A 1,535-nucleotide genomic window follows, 5' to 3' on the forward strand; every position below is an offset into this window, starting at 1 on the left:
TGTCCGGCGTCAGCGCCCATGAGACAGCCGGGGGTGATTGAGGGGCGGAGGATTTCGGGCTCATCGTAACTGTCAAGGAGTGAAGATGAGCCCGAAATCCTCCGCTCCGACCAGCAAGGCTGCCCCGTCCCGCAAGACGCCTGTCGAGCGGGTGGTGCGGGATATTCGCCGAGCCACCCGGAAGCAGCACTCGGCCGAGGACAAGATCCGCATTGTCCTGGAAGGTCTCCGTGGGGAGGAGAGCATTGCCGCGCTCTGCCGCCGCGAGGGCATTGCCGAAAGCCTGTACTACTCCTGGTCCAAGGAGTTCCTGGAAGCTGGCAAGCGCCGCCTGGCCGGGGACACGGCCCGGGCGGCGACGACCGATGAGGTCAAAGCCCTGCGCCAGGAAGCCCGCAGCCTGAAGGAGGTCGTGGCCGAGCAGGCGCTTGAGCTACGGCTGCTCAAAAAAAGTATGACCGAGGCTGGGGACGACCCCGCATGAGATACCCGGCCGCCGAGAAGCTCGAGATCATCCGCCTGGTCGAGCAATCGCATCTGCCGGTGCGGCGCACGCTGCGTCACCTCGGCATCCCACCGTCGACGTTCTACCGCTGGTATGAGCGCTACCAGGATGGCGGCCCCGAGGCGCTGGAGGACAGGCCGTCGCGGCCCGGCCGGGTCTGGAACCGTATCCCCGAGGCGCAGCGCGGCCGCATCCTCGATTTGGCCCTGGCTGAGCCGGAGCTGTCCCCGCGCGAGCTGGCGGTGCGCTTCACCGAGCAGGAGCGCTACTTCGTCTCCGAGGCTTCGGTCTACCGCTTGCTCAAGGCGCATGACCTGATCACCAGCCCGGCCTTCGTCGTGGTCAAGGCCGCCGACGAGTTTCACACCAAGACCACGGCCCCAAACCAGCTCTGGCAGACCGACTTCACCTACCTCAAGGTCACCGGCTGGGGTTGGTTCTATCTCTCCACCGTGCTCGACGACTTCTCCCGCTATGTCATCGCCTGGAAGCTCTGCACCTCCATGGCCGCCAGCGACGTCACCGACACCCTGGAGCTCGCCCTGGCCGCCTCAGGCTGCACCCAGGCACGCGTCCGGCACCGACCTCGGCTGCTTTCCGACAACGGGCCAAGCTACATCGCCGACGAACTGGCCAAGTGGCTCGGCGCCAACGGCATGGAGCATATCCGCGGCGCGCCATGCCACCCGCAAACGCAGGGTAAGATCGAGCGCTGGCATCAGACGCTGAAGAACCGGATCCTGCTCGAGAACTACTACCTTCCCGGCAACCTCGAGGCGCAGGTTGCAGACTTCGTCGAGCACTACAACCGCCGGCGCTACCACGAGAGCCTGAACAACCTGACCCCGGCCGATGTCTACTTCGGCCGCGGCCAGGCCATCCTGCTCGAACGTGAACGCATCAAGCGCCAGACCATCCAGCAGCGGCGCTTGCTGCACCACTCCCAAGCCGCCTAATTTCACCAACCAGATGAGCCAGAGCCTCCGTTAGCCAAAAGCCCGCTCTGTCTCAAAGCATTCGACGACGGACA

General features: G+C 65.2%; 1 protein-coding gene. It reads left to right on the plus strand.

From position 1 onward, the window contains the following. Positions 1-85 precede the first annotated feature (85 nt). A protein-coding gene (locus tag LHA35_RS28190) for an IS3 family transposase (protein WP_408902424.1) occupies positions 86-1,461 on the plus strand; the annotation gives its coding sequence in 2 pieces (ribosomal slippage) (positions 86-445 and positions 448-1,461; 1,374 coding nt in all). The last annotated feature ends 74 nt before the right edge of the window (positions 1,462-1,535 follow it).

It is taken from the genome of Roseicella aerolata, from assembly GCF_020523605.1.
In the GTDB taxonomy this organism is placed as follows: Bacteria; Pseudomonadota; Alphaproteobacteria; order Acetobacterales; family Acetobacteraceae; genus Paracraurococcus; species Paracraurococcus aerolatus.